General features: G+C 59.6%; 13 protein-coding genes. 8 read left to right on the top strand and 5 right to left on the bottom strand.

Going from position 1 to position 14,500, the window contains the following annotated elements; all coding sequences use genetic code 11:
* Positions 1-74: 74 nt before the first annotated feature.
* Positions 75-2,234 (bottom strand): PQQ-binding-like beta-propeller repeat protein, encoded by a 2,160-nt coding sequence (locus F4Y00_01540; GenBank protein MYE03648.1) that lies wholly within the window; start codon positions 2,232-2,234, stop codon positions 75-77.
* A gap of 97 nt (positions 2,235-2,331) precedes the next feature.
* Positions 2,332-3,480, bottom strand: a complete 1,149-nt coding sequence (locus F4Y00_01535; protein MYE03647.1) for an amidohydrolase family protein — start codon at positions 3,478-3,480, stop codon at positions 2,332-2,334.
* A 269-nt stretch (positions 3,481-3,749) separates the two neighbouring features.
* Between F4Y00_01535 and F4Y00_01530 the strand changes: the two genes are divergently transcribed.
* The 6 genes from F4Y00_01530 to F4Y00_01505 all read left to right on the top strand — a co-directional run bounded on the left by F4Y00_01530 (position 3,750) and on the right by F4Y00_01505 (position 9,375).
* Positions 3,750-4,538 carry an RNA methyltransferase gene (locus F4Y00_01530; protein MYE03646.1) on the top strand — a complete coding sequence of 263 codons (789 nt, stop codon included), beginning with the start codon at positions 3,750-3,752 and terminating at the stop codon, positions 4,536-4,538.
* Positions 4,539-4,746: 208 nt separating this feature from the next.
* Positions 4,747-5,901, top strand: coding sequence for a phosphofructokinase (locus tag F4Y00_01525; GenBank protein ID MYE03645.1), 1,155 nt, complete (start codon positions 4,747-4,749; stop codon positions 5,899-5,901).
* A 3-nt stretch (positions 5,902-5,904) separates the two neighbouring features.
* The gene (locus F4Y00_01520; GenBank protein MYE03644.1) at positions 5,905-6,609 is read left to right on the top strand and encodes a D-arabino 3-hexulose 6-phosphate aldehyde lyase; all 705 of its coding nucleotides are present in this window, start codon (positions 5,905-5,907) and stop codon (positions 6,607-6,609) included.
* 17 nt (positions 6,610-6,626) lie between these two features.
* Positions 6,627-7,652 (top strand): alcohol dehydrogenase catalytic domain-containing protein, encoded by a 1,026-nt coding sequence (locus F4Y00_01515; protein ID MYE03643.1) that lies wholly within the window; start codon positions 6,627-6,629, stop codon positions 7,650-7,652.
* A 37-nt stretch (positions 7,653-7,689) separates the two neighbouring features.
* Positions 7,690-8,469, top strand: coding sequence for an SDR family oxidoreductase (locus tag F4Y00_01510; GenBank protein MYE03642.1), 780 nt, complete (start codon positions 7,690-7,692; stop codon positions 8,467-8,469).
* A gap of 3 nt (positions 8,470-8,472) precedes the next feature.
* A complete protein-coding gene (locus F4Y00_01505; protein ID MYE03641.1) occupies positions 8,473-9,375 on the top strand; it encodes a sugar phosphate isomerase/epimerase in 903 nt (300 codons plus the stop codon).
* An 8-nt stretch (positions 9,376-9,383) separates the two neighbouring features.
* Here F4Y00_01505 and F4Y00_01500 read toward each other — a convergent pair whose 3' ends face one another.
* The 3 genes from F4Y00_01500 to F4Y00_01490 all read right to left on the bottom strand — a co-directional run bounded on the left by F4Y00_01500 (position 9,384) and on the right by F4Y00_01490 (position 10,486).
* The gene (locus tag F4Y00_01500; GenBank protein ID MYE03640.1) at positions 9,384-9,638 is read right to left on the bottom strand and encodes a hypothetical protein; all 255 of its coding nucleotides are present in this window, start codon (positions 9,636-9,638) and stop codon (positions 9,384-9,386) included.
* A 126-nt stretch (positions 9,639-9,764) separates the two neighbouring features.
* Positions 9,765-10,208 carry a type II toxin-antitoxin system VapC family toxin gene (locus tag F4Y00_01495; protein MYE03639.1) on the bottom strand — a complete coding sequence of 148 codons (444 nt, stop codon included), beginning with the start codon at positions 10,206-10,208 and terminating at the stop codon, positions 9,765-9,767.
* Positions 10,205-10,486, bottom strand: coding sequence for a type II toxin-antitoxin system Phd/YefM family antitoxin (locus F4Y00_01490; protein MYE03638.1), 282 nt, complete (start codon positions 10,484-10,486; stop codon positions 10,205-10,207). The genes F4Y00_01495 and F4Y00_01490 overlap by 4 nt, the downstream gene beginning before the upstream one ends.
* 487 nt (positions 10,487-10,973) lie before the next feature.
* Between F4Y00_01490 and F4Y00_01485 the strand changes: the two genes are divergently transcribed.
* Positions 10,974-13,619: a T9SS type A sorting domain-containing protein gene (locus tag F4Y00_01485; protein ID MYE03637.1), complete on the top strand. Its 2,646-nt coding sequence runs from the start codon at positions 10,974-10,976 to the stop codon at positions 13,617-13,619.
* Between the two features lie 389 nt (positions 13,620-14,008).
* Positions 14,009-14,452 (top strand): sigma-70 family RNA polymerase sigma factor, encoded by a 444-nt coding sequence (locus tag F4Y00_01480; protein MYE03636.1) that lies wholly within the window; start codon positions 14,009-14,011, stop codon positions 14,450-14,452.
* Positions 14,453-14,500: the final 48 nt, after the last annotated feature.

The raw sequence follows: 14,500 nt of genomic DNA, 5'->3' as shown, positions 1-14,500 counted from the left end.
GCAGCGGATAGACTGCCCGCGTAACAGCCATGCGATGATGGGGTCACGCACCGGCCTGTTTCGCGTGGCGCGGGTTATTCTCCTCCCGTATCGTCCGTCGTTTCCGCGGATGCCTCGTCCGGCAGCGCAAACGCCACCAGCATGCCTCCAACAGGCCGGTTCGACTTGCCGCCGCCCGCCGAAATCGCCACATACTGCTTCCCGTCCACCATGTAGGTGCTGGGCGTAGCGTTTCCTCCGAAAGGCAGATCGGCTTCCCACAGCACTTCGCCCGTTTCCTTGTCGAAGGCCCGTATTTTCTCGTCGGCGGTGGCGCCGATAAACAATACGCCGCCCGCCGTCACGACCGGTCCGCCGTAATTTTCCGTACCGGTCTGCGGAATGCCGCGCGCCGTCAATTCCTCGTACTCGCCGAGCGGTACGGTCCATTTAATCTCGCCCGTGTTCAGATCGACGGCATTCAGTGTGCCCCAGGGCGGTTTGATGGCCGGGTAGCCTTCGTGATCCAGCCAGCGCTGGAACCCCCGGAAGGCATACGGGGGCACATATTCGTCCTCCTCGTCTTCTTCCACAGCCGTTTTCTCGCCGAACAGGTGGTCAAGAATCGCGTTCAGAATTTCCTCGGGGACCTGATCGAAGGGGGGCATGCGCGCGCCGCCCTGCACGAGCAGCGTCATGGCCTGCTCCCGGCTGTAGCGTTCCCCCATATCCGTGACCGCCGGGAAGCCTCCTCCCGGATCGCCGCTGCCGTCCAGCCCGTGGCAGGACGCGCAGATTGACCGGTAGTACCGTTCCCCGCGAGGCAGGGGCGTGCCGTCAGGGCGCCTCGTCGGGATGAGTTGATAGAACCACGGTATCTCGTTGATATTCACATACAATATGCCATCGGGGTCGGCGGCCGATCCGCCCCATTCCATGCCCCCGTCGTATCCCGGAAACTTGATTTTCTGTTCCAGACTCGGCGGCGGAAACGATCCATAGGTGCCGGACTGCGTGATCAGGTCGGTGGTCAACTGCTGAGCCTCCGGCGAGATGTTCGATACGTCGTCCAGCGTGTATTCCTGCCGCATGAGCGGCGGCGGCCACGTGGGGTAGGGCTGCGTGGGCCACGCCTGCATATCCGGCAATTCCGATACGGGGGCGGGGCGTTCTTCAATCGGCCAGAGCGGCTCGCCCGTAACCCGGTCGAAGACGTACAGCAGCCCCATCTTCGTGCCCTGGGCGACGATGTCTACCCACTCCCCCTCGTGCCGGACGGTCAGCAGCGTGGCCGGGGTCGGGTTGTCCATATCCCACAGGTCGTGATGGACGAACTGGAAGTGCCACATGCGCTCGCCGGTACGGGCGTCCAGTGCAATGATGGAGTTGGCGAACAGATTCTCGCCGTACCGGTCGCCGCCGTAGAAGTCGGGGCCTGCGGTTTCCGTCGAAGAGTACACGATACCCCGCTCCGTATCCATTGCGATGCCGGACCAGTCCGAGGCGCCCCCCGTGTATTCCAGATAGCCTTCCGGCCACGTCTCCGACCCGAATTCCCCCGGACGGGGCAGCGTATGGAAGATCCAGACGCGGTCGCCGGTCCGAGCATCGAGTGCAATGACTGCGCCGGGCACGTTTTCCGCTACTCGTACGCCGAAAATAAGCATGCCTTCATAGACATAACCGCCCGAGTTCAGGCCCACGTTCGGACGGCCTTCCCAGTCGATGCGGTCGCCTATATGGAGCCAGCCCCCTTCGCCGAACGAGGGGACCGGCTTGCCTGTTTCTGCGTCAAGGGAGTACAGCCAGGGGCCTTTCGTCGTGAAGATGCGCCCGTTTTCTTCGTCTTCCCAGTATATGAGGCCCCGTTGACGGCCGCCGCCCTGGTGCATGCCGCCACCAAAGGGATTGGTTTCGTCGGGATTGAAGGTCCACAGATGTTCGCCCGTTGCGGCGTTCAGCGCCGTCATCTTGCGGTTCGGGGTAGCCGTGTACAGCACGCCGTCCACGATGAGGTTGTTGGATTGGTATTCGCTTACCTCCCCCGTATCGTACGCCCACGCCATTTCCAGCAGGTGGACATTCTCCGTATCGATCTGGTCGAGCAGGGAATACTGGTTGCTGCTCGGGTGGCCGAGATAATTTGCCCAGTCCGCACCGGCGCCCACCGGCGCGCGCGGGGGCGCTTCCGAACAGGCGGACAGGGTTGCGGCAAGCGCCGCAGCAACGGCCAGACGGGAGAGAAAGCGGGTCATATCGTCAGGGGTTGAAGGAGTGCCGAGCAGCCGCCGGCGGGTTGCGACGGCTATTACAATGCGGCTATTCTAATTAAGGAGCGCCCGTGCCGCAGGATCATGAGTCCGGGAAGAGGGTGGGGTCAATTCCGGGAATGATTTTGAGTGCGTTTTCGTAGTAGATTTTCCGCAGCACCTCGTCCGGGAGATCCATGCCGTACATGCTCCAGAAAGCATGCCGCTTGCGGTAATACGGGAAGTATTCGTCCGCCGTCTCGAAGATGCGGAAGTAGACGTAGTATTCGGACGGCTCCCACGAATCCTTGCCCATGAGTACGCGGTCCTGGTATTTCGTCAGGAAGGCCTTCGCGGCGCGCGGCTGCCGGCCCAGTTCGGCGATGACTGCCCCGAGTTCGGTGTACATGTTGGGCATTTTGTCCAGCAGGCCGCCCAGCCGTCCGAGGTCGTTTCCCAGCCAGCCGAGGTGCGCGCTGAGGAAAATGGTGTTCGAGTGTCTGGCGATCAGGTTCCAGTGTTCGGCCATGAGGGTTTCCCAGGAAGGGATCGGATCGCGTTTGCGGCGCGGGCGCTCCTTGAGCTCGAACCAGCGCTCGTTGAAGCGGTCTTGCGGCTCCCAGAACGGGGCCGGGTCTGCTGTATGGATGAGGACCGGAATACCCAGTTCGCCGGCCTTCTGCCAGATGGGGTCCAGTTTCGGGTCGTCGGTTTTTAGCCGCGAACCGTCCTCGTAGAAGATGTCCATGCCGAGGTTCTTGTAAATCTTCAGCCCTTTGGCGCCCTGCCGTACATCTTCTTCCAGTTGGGCTGCCGCTTTCTCGCCGAAATCCGGATCGTCCAGCGTTTCGAAGTCGATGTTCGCATAATGCACGAAGCGCCCTGGGGCATGCAGGTCCGTGGCGGCGATTTTCGCCTGGAGTTCTTCGCCGGTTCCCCCACTGAGGTTCACCATGACAGCCATGTTCATTGCGTCCATATCCGCCACCATGGCGGCGATTTCTTCGCCGGACATCTCGGCGATGCCCCACTGGTGTGCATGGGCGTCCACAAACGGGAATTTTGCGCGGGTCACCTCATGTTTCTCGACGACCAGCGTGGAGCGGGGCGCATAGTCTTCCCATTGCATTTCCTGCGCCTGTGCGGAGGGAACGAGTGCGGTAGCTGCAAGCACGGCCAAAGCGAACGTTGCGGCGAAGAGAAAGACGGATGTTTTGCGGGAACGGCGGAGCGAAGAGGTCGGAAGTGTCATGGCCGGGGTCAGAACAGGTGAAGCGTCAGGGCAAAACGAACGAGGGTGCAAGCGGTAGATACGGAACCGTACCGGGAAAAGCGTATGGCGGCATCAAAATAGCAGTATGCGGCCTAAAAGGAAATAAAAGGATACTCTGATCAAAACCACCCCTCTCAGCCTCTGAGCTTTGCGGACTTAATCAGAGTATCCTTAAGAAGGATGCATGCGTGCGCATTGTATCTTTACTTTCCCACGAAAACATGCGCGGCCCCATCCGCACTGTACCCATGACCCGTCTTCCCCAACGCCGCCTGAAAGAAATCCGCTCGCTGGCTCACAGAAAGTACCGCGACCGGTACGGGGAAACGATTGCTGAAGGTGTACGGGCCGTAGAAGCGGCCCTCGACGCGGGGGCCGAACTGCGGACGCTACTCGTATCGGAATCGGCGCAGGGCCGCCTTGCGGAACGGTTCCGTATTCCGGAGGACCGGGTATATGTCGTGTCCGAACGGGATATGCGCACGGTATCCGCGGTCGAAACCAGCCAGGGCGTGCTGGCGGTCGCGGGCATCCGGCGGGCGGCGCCGGAGACGCTCGCATCCATGCAGCGGGTGCTATTGCTCGACGGCGTGAGCGATCCGGGGAATGCGGGGGCTATCATCCGGACAGCGGCCTGGTTTGGCATTGAGGCCGTGGTAACTGCTCCGGATTCCGTGGATGCGTACCACCCGAAGGTCGTGCGCGCCTCCATGGGTGGGGTATGGGATGTCGAGCATGTCGAAACGCCCGATCCGGCCGGGATGCTTGAGAATCTCACGGCGTACGGATTCGCCGTCTACGGCGCGGACCTCGAGGGCATTCCGGTGGATGACTGGACACCGGTGCTGCCGTCCGTTCTGGTGCTCGGCAGCGAGGCGCACGGAATTTCTCCGGAGGTTCGGGTGCGGATCGCCGAGCGGGTGCTCATTCCCGGCCGGATGCACAGGAATGAAAAACCGGGAGCGCAAGGCGTCGAGTCGCTGAATGCGGCGGTTGCTGCGGGCATCCTGCTGCACGCCTGGGCGCGGACGGCGTAAGCCCTGCCACACTGTTTCGTCATTCCTTGCCAGCGCACCCCTTTCAGCCTCTGAGTTTTGCGGACTTAATCAGAGTATCCTTAAAAGGTTGTTACGAAGCCGTTCCGAAGGGGTGTTCCATATCAAACCGGGGGTCCGGCACTCGCATGTCAGGCTGTCATTTCGTTATATTAAAAGGCTGAAATAATTCACCAACCGTACGAATACCATGAGAATCGGCATACTGACCGGGGGCGGGGACGTACCCGGCCTGAACCCCTGCATCAAGGCGGTCGCCATGCGGGGGATGGAGCAGGGAAATGAAGTGGTCGGCATCCGCCGCGGATGGGGCGGCTTGCTCTGGATGAACCGGGACGATCAGGCCAGCCTCGACAAGTACACGGTCGAACTGGATTTTCAGACCGTGCGGAAAATCGACCGGACCGGTGGCACGGTGCTGCATACGAGCCGCGTCAACCCGGGCCGCGTATCACCGGACGATGTGCCCGACTTCCTGAAGGACACGGTCGATATGACGGAAGAAGGTCCCTTCGATTTTACTCCCCATGCCCTTGCGAATCTTAAGCACCTGGGCATCGACATGCTCGTTCCCATTGGGGGAGACGATACCCTGAGCTACGGGGAGCGCCTGCACCGCGAAGGATTTCCGGTCGTGGCCATTCCCAAGACGATGGACAACGATGTATACGGCACGGATTATTGCATCGGGTTCGGGACGGCCATTACGCGGAGCATCAAATTCATTCACCAACTCCGCACCAGCACGGGTTCCCATGAGCGCATCGCCGTGATCGAGCTCTTCGGAAGAAATTCCGGGCAGACCAGCCTCATCAGTTCGTATCTCGCCGGGGTGGACCGGACGCTCATTTCAGAGGTGCCGTTCGACCCGGAAAAACTGGCGGGCCTGATCATGCAGGACAAGCGCATGAATCCCAGCAACTACGCTATGGTGACGATCAGCGAGGGCGCCTATATGATCGGCGGCGAGGTGATGGAAAGCGGAGAGGAGGACCCGTACGGGCATCGCAAACTGGGGGGCATCGGGGAAGCCACGGGGAAGGCGCTCAAACAACTCACCGGCGAAAAGATCGTACTGCAGTCCGTTGCGTACCTGATGCGGTCCGGTCCGCCGGATGCGCTCGACCTGATGGTGGGCGTCAACTACGCGAACATGGCGATGGACCTGCTTGGGGAAGGAGCCAGCGGCAGGATGGTAGCCTTGCGCGGCGGCGTGTATACGCACATTCCCATGGACGAGGTAACGACCGGCGTGAAGCGCGTGGATGTGGACGAACTCTATGACGTGGATGCGTATCGACCAAAGGTGCACCATGTGCTGAACAAGCCCATGTTTCTGTACTGATTCATGGAGCCGGTCGTACAGATCTCGCTGGACGTCACGTCGATCCCGGAAGCGGTCGAGATGGCGGAGATGGCCGTACGGGCCGGCGTCGACTGGATCGAAGCAGGTACCCCGCTCGTCATTGCCGAAGGGATGCACGGCGTGCGCGCCTTGCGGGAACGGTTTCCGGACAAGCCCCTCGTGGTGGACCTGAAAACCATGGACGGAGGCGGACTCGAAGTGGAAATCATGGCCCGCGCCGGCGCGACCCATGTGGTGGTGATGGGACAGGCCGAGCCGGAAACAGTGGAACTGGTGGTGCGGGCCGGCAGGAAACTGGGCGTGGAAGTGATGGGGGATAACCTCGGGATGCCGGATCCGGTGGCCGGCGCTCGATTACTTGAGGAGATGGGCTGCGACTACGTCATTCATCATATCGGCTATGACTACCGGACGCTGCGTCAGGAGCGGGGGCAGCCTTTCGAAACGCCCCTTCACCGGTTGCGCGAAGTAGTGGCCGCCGTGGATATCCCGGTGCAGGCCGTGGGCGGACTGGATATCGAACAGGCCGTGCAGGCGCCGGCCTGGGGTGCGCCCATCGTGGTCATAGGCGCTCCGCTCGCCGTGGATGCGCATGCATTCCGGGCTGCATCCGGAGATGTGGAAGGCATTCTCCGGGAGATCTGCACGCGGGTGCATGCTTTCGGGAAAGAAACGACCGGTTCATGAAGCATATTCCTCGCACGATGCAGGCCGTGGTGAATCATGCGGCGGCGCCGAAGAGCGTCGAGCTTCGCGAGATACCCGTGCCGGAGATCGGTCCCGAGGAGGTGCTTGTCGAGGTTCGGGCGGTCGGCGTATGCGGCAGCGACGTACATCAATGGGCAGGCGCGCACAGTTGGCCGGTCAACTACCCCTGCGTGCTTGGGCATGAATTCAGCGGGGTCGTGGCGCGGGCCGGAAACGCCGTGCGGACGTTCAGGGAAGGGGATCGGATCACGAGCGAAACCGCCGCCGTCATTGATCCGGATTCCCCGCTGGTGCGGCAGGGGCGGTATCATCTGGACCCCTCGCGCCTCGGTTTCGGGTACGGCGTGGACGGCGCCATGGCCGGATATGTGCGCGTACCGGAGCGCTGTCTGCATGGCATCCCGGACGAACTGACCTTCGAACAGGCGGCGCTTACGGAGCCGTGCTGTGTGGCGTATCATGCCGTCTGCGTGCAGACGCGGATTCGACCGGGAGATCATGTGCTGGTGCTCGGCCCGGGTCCCATCGGTTTGCTGTGCGGGGTCATGGCGCGGCTTGCGGGTGCAGGGGTTGTACAAGTAGCCGGTTTGGCGTCGGATACGCATCGCCTTGCCGTGGCGGAGCGGCTGGGTCTCGTTCCTGTACCCGCGGAGGATGCCGTCGAGGCGGGGCGGGCGCTCGGGGACGGTCTCGGCGTCGATGTGGTGGTGGACGCCGCAGGCGTTTCCGAAGCGCTCCGGACCGCGCTGGACGCCGTGCGGCCAGGCGGCTGGATCACCAAAGTCGGTTGGGGCAAACAGCCGTTCGGCGGCAGCCTCGATCCCCTGGTTCAAAAAGCCGTTACGTTGCAAGGCAGTTTTTCACACTACCGGGAAATCTGGGAGCGCGTGCTGCGTCTGCTTGCAAGCGGCCGCCTGGATACGTCGCCTCTCATAGATCGTATTGCGCCTATGAAGGAGTGGGAAGAGGTTTTCGAGCGCATGCACGAACGGACCTATGTAAAGGCGATCCTGATTCCCTGATTGCGTAAGTTACAGGGGCACGGTATCCGATAGCGCTATGGGACAACTCGTCAGGGATAAAGTCATTCTCGTTACCGGCTCGACGACGGGCATCGGAGAATCCACGGCCCGCCGCATCGTGGCCGAGGGCGGTCAGGTGATGATTCATGGCCGGAACGCTGACCGCGCCGCTGCGCTCGCGGAGGAACTGGGGGAGGCCGCCGCGTTTTCGCTGGGCGATTTGCAGGATCCTGCGGCGCCGGGGCGTCTTGTCGAGTCTACTGTCGAGCGTTTTGGCCGTCTGGATGCGCTCGTCAACAACGCGGCGCTTCTTACGCGCTCCAATATCGACAATGCGGCCGCCGACCTCTTTGACCGGCAAGTCGCCGTGAACCTGCGGGCGCCTCTTCTTCTGAGCCAGGCCGCCGTGGCGCAGTTCAGGAAGCAGGGCGGCGGCGGGCATATTCTGAATGTGGGATCCATCAATGCGCTGGGCGGCGAACGGAACCTGCTGGTCTATTCCATGACGAAAGGCGGGCTGATGACAATGACCCGCAACCTGTCCGCGTATCTGGCGAGCGAGGGGATCCGCGTCAACCAGATCAACGCGGGATGGACGCTCACCGAAAACGAGAAGAGGATCAAGGTGCAGGACGGCTCCGAAGAAGGCTGGTGGGAAAATATACCCCCCGAGCATGCCCCGTCCGGCCGCATTTTCGCTCCCGAAGAGGCGGCGGCGCACATCGTGTTCTGGCTTTCGGATCAGGCGGGGCCCGTCAACGGCTCCGTCTTCGAAATCGAACAGTGGCCGCTCGTGGGACAGAATGCATCCAAGTAGCCGATGCCGCTCGCCGTTTTCCCCAAGTGCTTTCTGGATGCGCTTTGCGTGACGCGCACCATGCGTGTCGAGGAGTGGATCGATCTTGCAGCGACGCTGGACATCGACGGGCTGGAATTCTACGAAGGATTTACGCCTGTAGGAGACGCGGACGCGCTGGCTCGGCTCCGCGAGCATGCCTCCGGTGCGGGAGGGCTTTCGATTCCCATGATGTGCCATTCTCCGGATTTCACCCGACCCGATCCCGTGGAGCGCAAGGAGGAGGTCGCCCGGCAGTGCCGCGCCATCAAAGCGACCGCGGCCCTCGGAGGCCGCTATTGCCGCGTGCTCACGGGGCAGCGCCGGCCGGGGCTCGACCGCGAGCGCACGCTGGACAGGGTGACCGAATGCATCCGGGATGCCGCCGCTTGCGCCGCCCGGCACGGCGTGACGCTGATTCTGGAGAACCACTACAAGGACGGGTACTGGATGTACCCCGAATTCGCGCAGGACAGCGAAACCTTTCTGGAAGTGCTGGACCGCCTTGGAGACATGCCCCATTTCGGCGTGAACTACGATCCGTCCAATGCGCTGATTGCCGGGGAAGACCCGATCGCCTTACTCGAAGCCGTGAAGCACCGGGTCGTAACCATGCATGCCAGCGACCGGATACTCGAGGGGGGTACGCTGGCGGACCTGCGCCGGATCGAAACTGAGCCGGGCATGGGCTATGCGGACATTCTGAAGCACGGAGTGATCGGCGAGGGCCTCAACGACTACGACCGCATCTTTTCCATTCTGGCGGAGGTGGGTTTCGACGGCTGGATATCCATTGAGGACGGCGACGATCCAGTCCATGGTATGGAACGCTTGCGCCGGTCCGTTACGTTCGTGCGCGGAAAGATGCTGGAATACGGAGTGGGGTGAGGAGCAGGTCAAGCGGGGCTGTCTGCACCGAAAAGCCGTCCTTCGATCCGGCCTAACCGGGAGTTGATTGCGCTGATGTCCTGGTTCAACTCCTTGCGGAGGCTTTGCATGTCCTGATGCAGGTCCTTGCGGAGGTCTTGAATATCCTTGTTCAGGTCCTTGCGGATATGCAATGTGCTGTACAGCAAAAAGCCCAGGATAACGGGCAGCGACAGAGAGGCCATTACTACGATAGCGGACGTGATGGTCTCGGACAGATTCATAATCGCTTGCTGCAACGGGGTTGAGAATTTATGTGTCGGTATCGACCGGCCGCTATGCGAAATATACGGGATAGATCAGAGGATGCTCCCGTTGGTCGATCAGGAATTTCAAGGGCGTCCGGTATGTTAGACACTTTGTTCGTCCGAATATAACCTTTCTTCCCAGGGATTGACCGTGGCGACGTCGAGGCCGTTGAAGTCCCCCGTGTTCCGTGTTGCAATGGCGAGGTCATGGGCCCTCGCAGTTCCTGCAATCAGCGCATCGCCGAGGTGCAGGACACGCCCGCACCGCCGTGCATCCGCCCGGAATCTCGCGCCCCACTGCCCTTCTTCGTATCCGACAGGGAGGATTCGATTCGCATACGTTTCTATGAAATCCGCCAGTATGACCCGAAGATTTTCACGACGGCGCCCATCGGGCAGCAACCGCAAGCCAAACTCCAGTTCGTGCAGAACGATGGTCGAAAACCACAGTTCGGAATGTTCCGCCAGAAATTCGATAACCTGCGGTGTCGGCGTATCCCTTGTCAGTTCCGAAACCACATTGGTGTCCAAAAGAAATCCGTTCACGTCGCGCCCCGGTTAGCAAACGGAATCTCGCGCTCAGGCTCGTTGCGATCGGGTGCTTCGAGATGTATTCCTCGAGGGACGTTGTCGATCAGCCATTGGCCAAGCGGTTTGTCCGGCCTGGCGTGGGCGTCCCATACGTCCGCGGGCATCACCACAAAGGATTTTCTGATCCCGATGCGTTGAGGTCCCTCTGCTTCGGACAACCGCAGGATTCTGGAGAGATGCGCTTTGGCTTCGCTCACAGTCCAGGATTTTGGGGAATCGGAATGCGCCACGATAGTCGCCTCTGTATAATTACGTTCCGGCTAATATCCTAATATAGTCTATGTTAGACTATATACAATATACCGGATACACGTTCCAATGTTGCATTTTTTTCGGCCGGGTCTCCCATTCGCGATGATTTCGGGGACCATATACAAAAGTTGGCAAAGGGCTTCGTAGTCGTTCGCTCTCCAACATGGCATGCAGATTGTTTGGGACGCGATTCTCCATTAGAGAGATTAGAGATGATTGTGAATAATTGGATCATCACATAAAACACACTACCCCCCCCTCATTATCACGAAATCTACACACTGCATTGCGTAACCTTAGCGGCGTTGTCCGGATCAACCCATAATGGAGCGAACGAAGTCAGGCTGAGTCGCTTCCCCTGTGTGTGCGCCGGAGAGTAAGGCCAAGGCGGGAGAAGCGGCGACCGGAGCCGAAGGGGCAAGCGGAGATTTGGCAACATTTTGTTTGTATGTATTTCCCCAAGTTACTATGAAAGCCCTTAACAAGGCCGTGCGCGGTTTTGTCCTCGCCGCGATCCTCTTCTTTGCCCTGAGTCTGAACCCCGGAGCGATACAGGCGCAAAGCATTTCAAATGTACAGATAGAGACCAGCCCTGCCAGCAACAACACCTACGTGGCTGGCGAAGTCATCTCGGTAAATGTCACTTACGACGCCGGTCTGAGTGTGACGGGATCGCCCCGATTGCCTATTATCATTGGTGACACAAAGAGATATGCAACGTTTCATCTTGACGATTCACTTCCCGACTTTAGTGAGTCCGCCGGGCTTCTGAATTTTGATTATACCGTGCAGGCAGGAGACAATGACGCTGACGGGATAAGCATTACCGGTTCGCTCGATCTCAATGGAGGTTCAATCCAGCACACCTCCACTAATGCCAATGCGAATCTGGCCCTCGGCAGTTACGCTATTTCGAACGACGCAGGTCACAAGGTTTCCACCCCAAAACCTGAAATCACGATCTCGACCATCGCCACCTCCATTACCGAGGGAGGGAATATACCAATCACCGTCACAAGGAATACCACGTCCGGCGCCGCATCGTTCAACGTGAAATTCACTGTGGCGAACGGAGAGAATTTCGGATGGGACACAAACCCTGCGGCGGCCAGCGGACTGGCCTCTTTTGCGGACGGAAGCGCAAGCGCTTCGCTCTCCTTGCCTACGCACAACGACAGGTTGGACGAGCCAGACGGCACGGTTACGATCTCGTTGGCGAGCGGCGCCAGTTATACCGTGGGCACCACATCGAGTGTCATGGTAACGATCCAGGACAACGAAGCATTGGGCGATCCACCTGTGATAACTTCCACGACGCCCGGCAGGCAGAAAATCTCTGTTTCCTGGGCATTGCCAACAAACCTGGGCACTGTGAACGGCGTAGCCGCCACTCACAACAACCTTGTTTTCGTTGAAATATACTATCGCGGCACTGCGCCTGAGTGGGATGGCAATGACGACGGAACGCCGGATACGGAATGGAAGGAAGTCTTCCACAACAGCAGCCGGGAAGACGAACCCATAGTCGTTAATCCATATCCAGGCCTGGAGGAGGACACGGAATACGAATTTCGTATGCGCCTGTCAATGACTCAAGGGTACACTGGCTATTCGGATGTTGTGGCAGGCAGGACGCTCACGGCGGATGCACCAGTGGTGAGTATGTTAGAAATAACTTCCGATCCGGGCGATGACAACACCTTCGTTCCCGGCGATGAAATCGTAATAGAAGTCAGGTGGACTTCATGGCTGGAAGTGACAGGGACCCCACTGCTGCCTATCCGAATGGGTTTAGACGGCAGAAGCGACAATATAAAGTATGCTGTTTACGATCCCGTGGCGTCATACCCTCACGGATTGGGGCAATGGGGTATTTTGCTGTTCAAATACACGGTGCAGGCAGGAGATGAAGATGCGGACGGCATCACTCTTGTTGATCCGATCAATGCGAATGGCGGCACAATCAAGAAGTTTTGCGCCGGATCCTCATGCACAGATACGTTTGCGAATATCGTCTTCGACCAGAGTTATTCGATCATAAGTGACCCAAACTACAAGGTGGCCTCGCCTAACCTGAGCGTCCCAATCGCTCCTGACCTTACTGCCGTCGAGGTTTCAGTGAATGGCCAAAACATCAGTTTCAGGTTCCCGGCATCGGTAGCAGACCCGTCACGTGCGCCTGTGACCGGCTACAGGGTAGAGCGGTCGGCTGACGGCAACGCCCCGTGGACTGCGATTACGCCCAATCTGTCACCGGCGAACGAAGTCATCTTCACCGAACAAAACGTTCCCTATGGAACGACACGTTACTACCGGGTGATTGCATTGAGCGCATATGGCGAAAGCGCCCCGTCGGTAACTGTTTCGGGGACCGTTGCCGTGCCTGTGGTGCGGAGTATTGCTTGGGCGGGAGGATTTACCGAAGCGGCGGCGAATGACGGCTCGGTAACGGGTAGCGTCACAGCAACGCTGACCAACGACACATTCACCGCTGGCGTCGCATCGGGCGAGAACGTTACCGTAACAAATCTGCCGGAAGGGCTTGCCGTAGACTATGCTCTTGACGATGACCGCACGATCCTGACTCTGACGCTCACAGGCCAAGCCACGGCCCATGTCGATGACGTGAACAACCTGACTGTTGCTTTGGCCGACGGCGCATTTACTGGCGGCGATGCCTCTAATGTCACGAACGCCACGAAAAGCGATCTCGCCATCGACTTCATACAACCCGCTACCAGCCAAGGATCGGACCCTGGGCCAGGCTCAGGAGGAGACGGAGGAGGAACACCTCCCACCACACCTACTACACCCACAACGCCCACATCCACAGAGCAGGAAGAGGTGCCTGCTTTCTTGAAACTCTCGGGCAATTACCCGAATCCCTTCAACCCGCAGACAACCATCGAATATGCTTTGCCGCAAGCGGGGAGTGTGCGCCTTTCCGTCATTGATCTGTTGGGCAAGGAGGTGGCTGTTCTTGTGGACGGTATCCGGCAGGCGGCAAATCACAAGGTACAGTTTGATGGTTCCGGTCTGCCGAGCGGCATGTACCTGTACCGCCTCGAAACTCCCGAGCGTGTATTGGTGCGCCGCATGATGCTATTGAAGTAATGAGCATCACAGAGATCGTCATTTTTGTCGGGATTGCGTTTGTGGTCGGGCTTGCGGTTACGCTTGTCGTGGCGTTCGTCACCGGCGTCAGAGACGCCCACAAGGTGCGTAGTATGTGGAACAATGACTCCGCAGGCGAAAAGGACCGGCCTTGATGTGGCTGTCCTCGTGGATGGTAGTGTGGCGGGCTGCCGAAAGGGGCGACGACGGCCTGATCGCTCCCGAATTCGTTCTTATCTTCTGTTTGCTGTTCCGCCTCGCCATTCCACGCTCGTTTTTCAGGATTTTTCGATTTGTCCGGGAATCGTCTCATAGACGCCGCACTCGTCCGGCAAGCGCAGGAAGGCGACGAAGCGGCGTTCGAGGCAATCGTCAGACGGCTCGATCCCATGCTTCGCGCCTGGTTCGTATCGCGGATCGGGCAGCGGGCGGAGGTAGACGATCTGGTGCAGAACACGCTCCTGCGCCTCCACCGGAGCCTCCCGGACCTGCATGAGCCGGACCGGTTACAGGCTTTTGTCATGAAAGCGGCGGTGTTCGAAACCCAGGACTACTACCGGGGACGGTATGCCCCCCGGGAATACCTTGCCGGCCCGGATGCATTATCGAGATGGAGTGAAGCGATTCCGGGGGCGGGCGTACGCATCGATGCCGAGCGGGCGCTCGATCTCCTGAGTGAAAAGGCCCGTACGATTCTGGAAATGCGCGAATACGGCTATCGGTATGCGGAAATCGCGCGGTCGCTCGATATGACGGAAGCTGCCGTGAAGATGCAGGTGAAACGAGCGCTCCGCAAACTGCGCAAAACACTCGGAGAATCCGGCGGCGCATAATTCGCCGTATGCCTTTTTCTTTTGGACGAGGCGTTACTTTTTCGGTCT

The organism is Bacteroidetes bacterium SB0662_bin_6 (genome assembly GCA_009839485.1).
GTDB lineage: Bacteria > Bacteroidota > Rhodothermia > Rhodothermales > VXPQ01 > VXPQ01.
The sequence above is the reverse complement of the archived record's forward strand: the minus strand, read 5'-3'. Positions and strand labels throughout refer to the sequence as shown.

Coding starts and splice junctions, on each gene's coding strand:
- F4Y00_01480 (MYE03636.1), top strand. CDS start 14,009: ATGCTTCGCGCCTGGTTCGTATCGCGGATCGGGCAGCGGGCGGAGGTA.
- F4Y00_01510 (MYE03642.1), top strand. CDS start 7,690: ATGGGACAACTCGTCAGGGATAAAGTCATTCTCGTTACCGGCTCGACG.
- F4Y00_01520 (MYE03644.1), top strand. CDS start 5,905: ATGGAGCCGGTCGTACAGATCTCGCTGGACGTCACGTCGATCCCGGAA.
- F4Y00_01505 (MYE03641.1), top strand. CDS start 8,473: ATGCCGCTCGCCGTTTTCCCCAAGTGCTTTCTGGATGCGCTTTGCGTG.
- F4Y00_01500 (MYE03640.1), bottom strand. CDS start 9,638: ATGAATCTGTCCGAGACCATCACGTCCGCTATCGTAGTAATGGCCTCT.
- F4Y00_01535 (MYE03647.1), bottom strand. CDS start 3,480: ATGACACTTCCGACCTCTTCGCTCCGCCGTTCCCGCAAAACATCCGTC.
- F4Y00_01525 (MYE03645.1), top strand. CDS start 4,747: ATGAGAATCGGCATACTGACCGGGGGCGGGGACGTACCCGGCCTGAAC.
- F4Y00_01515 (MYE03643.1), top strand. CDS start 6,627: ATGCAGGCCGTGGTGAATCATGCGGCGGCGCCGAAGAGCGTCGAGCTT.
- F4Y00_01485 (MYE03637.1), top strand. CDS start 10,974: ATGAAAGCCCTTAACAAGGCCGTGCGCGGTTTTGTCCTCGCCGCGATC.
- F4Y00_01540 (MYE03648.1), bottom strand. CDS start 2,234: ATGACCCGCTTTCTCTCCCGTCTGGCCGTTGCTGCGGCGCTTGCCGCA.
- F4Y00_01530 (MYE03646.1), top strand. CDS start 3,750: ATGACCCGTCTTCCCCAACGCCGCCTGAAAGAAATCCGCTCGCTGGCT.